Source organism: Treponema porcinum (genome assembly GCF_900167145.1).
Lineage (GTDB): Bacteria > Spirochaetota > Spirochaetia > Treponematales > Treponemataceae > Treponema_D > Treponema_D porcinum.
The window spans coordinates 1-3429 of sequence record NZ_FUWG01000004.1 but is presented as its reverse complement, the minus strand read 5'-3'; the positions used below and the strand labels follow the sequence as shown (position 1 = coordinate 3429).

Below are 3429 nucleotides of genomic sequence, written 5' to 3'. Positions count from 1 at the left end.
TTACTTTTAAATTCAGCCTGAATTTACTTTTAAATTCAGCCTGAATTTACTTTTAAATTCAGCTTGAATTTACTTTTAAATTCAGCCTGAATTTATTTTCACTACAATAATTTAATCAAGTGATGATTCTTAGAGAAGGAAGATACGTATTTCCATTTATAAAGCCTTGTTTTAAGTAAAAATCGAATTTTTCTTTTTCAGTAGCCTTTCTGTAATTTGAATCAGGTTTTTGATCTGTTAATATTTCTGTAAGTTCATAAGGCGACGAAAGTCGCGTACTACCGCTACCTTGTGTCGCCCTAAAATTTAATAACTAATAGAAAGCAAGCTCGACTTTCTTTCTATTAGTTTCAAATTTATTCAACTGCTTCTTCGCCCAAACCCTTAAAGTACAATTATATTAAATAAGTGTATTTATTTTACTTCTATTACCTGATCACCAATAATCATATATTTCTTTCCATCAATTACAATTACTTTTACAGAGTCTTCGACTAATTCTTCTGTTATTTTGGAATCTGGATTATTTTCTACGAAAAAGTATAATTCATTATCTCGTATATGATATTCCTTTAATAGAACTTTTTCATTATTATCACCAAAACTAAATTCAAATGAAATTTTATTTGTGTTATTTTTTGTTAATTTTCCTTTTTCTCCGAAGAAGTGTTTTAATTCATCGTGCATTTCGTCATCTTCGAGACCATCAAAATTTTCATCTCTACCACTTTTTACTTGGTCAATAGGAAGTAATTTATGATCTTTTTCATCAATTATGATTCTTAACTGAATATTCTTTAATATGTATGATGATCCATTTTGTATACAAATTTCATCCTTAAACCCTTTTCCTACCAATTCGGAAATTCTAAAAGTTACTAAATGATCACCATTATCTGTAATAGGTTCTGAGAAGATAAAAGTTGTACATAAAAGTAATATTATTAAAAAAAATAATTTTTTCATTTTTTCCTCCAAAAGCGCCCCAATAGGGCGTCCGTGTAACAATGGGTTGTACCGCAGGCAGCTTGACTGCCTGTCGGCTACGAACCTTTTATACGATTATTTTAATATATTCACATAGTCTATAAAATACATTGAAAAATAATTGCACATATTTCCCGTAAATAAAATGTAGGTAACAAATACCAATGAGTTTTTGCACTATATGTTTTTGGTTGTAAACCTAATTGTTTTGCAATATACGCTGCTCGATAACAATGATAATCATTAGTTATTATCATTACTTCTGTAGAAAGTTGTTTTTCTAAAATAATCTGTTTTGAAAATGTTATATTTTCTTTTGTTGTTGTTGATTGATTTTCTTTAAGAAGTCTATCCTCAGAAATTCCTTTTTTCAATAAAGCCCGATACATACATTCAGCTTCCGAAATTCCTTCATCAATGCCTTGCCCACCTGACAGGATTGCAATTGTATATGGATTATTAGTCAGATATTTATAACATGCATCAATTCTTTCATTTAACATTATACTTGGAGATTCCCCTATTACTCGACACCCTAAAACTATTACTGTATTTATCTGTTGATTTTTTGTTGATATTTTTGAAATCATTAAATACTGTGCATATGTAAAAAATATAAATCCAATAACTAATATTGAGGAAAGAAAAAGTATAAGTATTTTTCCAAGCTTTAGTTTCAATAATTTTTTAATTATATTAATAATTCTTGGAAGAAATAGTCCAATAAATAATATGAAAAATCCTATGCATAATCCAAGAATATTTCCAATATTTATCACCTTAAAAAGTAAAAGTAAATAAGGAAGAATAAATAGAAAAATTAAAAGGGATGAGAATAAAGTAAGTAACAATCTAACTAGAAAATACTTTTTTTTCATTTTACCAAATCGCATATTTTTTGTTTCCTTTCCAACTCAGTGGGCTGTGCGTATAACAATGAGTTAAAACGCACAGGCCTTGAGCCTGTGTCGGCTTTGAACTTCTTGTTAGGTTTTCTTCTATATCAAGCGATACATTTGAATTAATTCTTTGTTATCTTTTGAAAGAAGTTTGGTATCAAGAAACTTAAAATTTTGGGATTCATAGAAATCTGTAAGTTTCTTTATTTTTTCGCATTCAAGGAAAACAGTTTTTCCACTAGTCAAATTTAAAATGCTTTTTACCTGTTTCAATACAATATCCATTAAATCCGAACCATGAAGTACATTGTTTGTATTAAAATTTCGGCTTAATTGAGCAATCAAAATCGCAGGAATTTTTACTGAATCAGAATCTTCATCGTAATAACCGTAACGACTTATTGTTTTTTGTTCAGATTTTGATAAAGTTGAAAGCTTTAATGTCAGCATTTTTGTAGCTAACGTAAAATATCCTAAAACTTCCAAGGTACCGTCTGTAGAAACAATTATGTATGTTGAAGAGGTATTGAGTTTACAAGATTGAACTGCCTTTTCTTTGAAGAAAGTTTCTACATCTTTGTTGATGGATGTAAAAGAATCAGCCATTTCTTTGAAATAACTTTCTCCTCCATCCATTGAAAGAAGTTCAAAAAGATGAATGATTTCAAAACTATTTTCTTGAAGCATTAATTAACTCTTTCAGACGCTCTTTTGAAACAGGAATAACATTAACATCTCTAAGCGGAGGATTTTTATCTTGTTCGGTAAAGAGTTTTACAAAATTTTTAGCTTCGGTTTTAGTTTTGATAACAAAAGACTTTGATAAACTTGAAGTTGCCATAACAGTACCTCCTATAAACGATTCTAGTATAAATATATGCTAATTGTCTTAAAAAGTCAATTTCATAACTTCGAAACAATATTTCTTAAAACTAGGCGGGGATTACCCGCCGTGCATAAGATTCAATTTGAATGTCAGTTTTTTGATGAATTACCACCAACAAAAAGCAGTGCAACTCTTTTATACTGTCACATCAAGGCATTTGAATCTTCGGCGGTATTCTTGACGAAATACTTTACGACAACATGAAGACAGCCTGGTATTACGACGGCGAACACTGGCAGACAAACCGTTGTTAGAGTCGGGAGGAAATCGCCATTTAGAGTCAGGCAGAATTAACCAATTTTAGTCAAAGAAAAATAACCAATAATGCAGGCGTCTTAATTTTGCTCTTGTAATGCCTGTCAGCCTTTGCAGTTCTGCAAGATTAACTTTTTCCAGACAGAAACTTTCTTTTTCTCTGTCCTTTATAAGATCCAGTGTCTGTGGTAAACTTAGTTTGTCACTATTATTTTCATTCATAAGCTCCTTTTCTGTGCATTATTGGTCAGCACATATTTTAGGAACTTTTGTTTGATTATAATAGTGGCTGTTTCTTTTTGACTAATTTTGGCGATTTTCTCCTGACTCGTAATGGTTATAATCGCCTGACGCTAACAAAGTAATTACAATTAAATCGAAAACTGAAGGGACAACAAAAGT

5 protein-coding genes are annotated in these 3429 nt (G+C 30.1%); all 5 read right to left on the bottom strand.

Going from position 1 to position 3429, the window contains the following annotated elements:
- Positions 1-414 precede the first annotated feature (414 nt).
- The gene (locus B5D55_RS02940; protein ID WP_078932508.1) at positions 415-966 is read right to left on the bottom strand and encodes a hypothetical protein; all 552 of its coding nucleotides are present in this window, start codon (positions 964-966) and stop codon (positions 415-417) included.
- A 119-nt stretch (positions 967-1085) separates the two neighbouring features.
- Positions 1086-1880 carry a YdcF family protein gene (locus tag B5D55_RS02935; RefSeq protein ID WP_078932507.1) on the bottom strand — a complete coding sequence of 265 codons (795 nt, stop codon included), beginning with the start codon at positions 1878-1880 and terminating at the stop codon, positions 1086-1088.
- A gap of 105 nt (positions 1881-1985) precedes the next feature.
- Positions 1986-2573 carry a hypothetical protein gene (locus B5D55_RS02930; protein WP_078932506.1) on the bottom strand — a complete coding sequence of 196 codons (588 nt, stop codon included), beginning with the start codon at positions 2571-2573 and terminating at the stop codon, positions 1986-1988.
- Positions 2557-2727: a hypothetical protein gene (locus B5D55_RS11675; RefSeq protein ID WP_200805272.1), complete on the bottom strand. Its 171-nt coding sequence runs from the start codon at positions 2725-2727 to the stop codon at positions 2557-2559. Before B5D55_RS11675 ends, B5D55_RS02930 begins: the two co-directional genes overlap by 17 nt.
- A 345-nt stretch (positions 2728-3072) precedes the next feature.
- On the bottom strand, positions 3073-3249 hold the full coding sequence (locus B5D55_RS11565) for a hypothetical protein (RefSeq protein ID WP_159446140.1): 177 nt from the start codon (positions 3247-3249) through the stop codon (positions 3073-3075).
- Positions 3250-3429 lie beyond the last annotated feature (180 nt).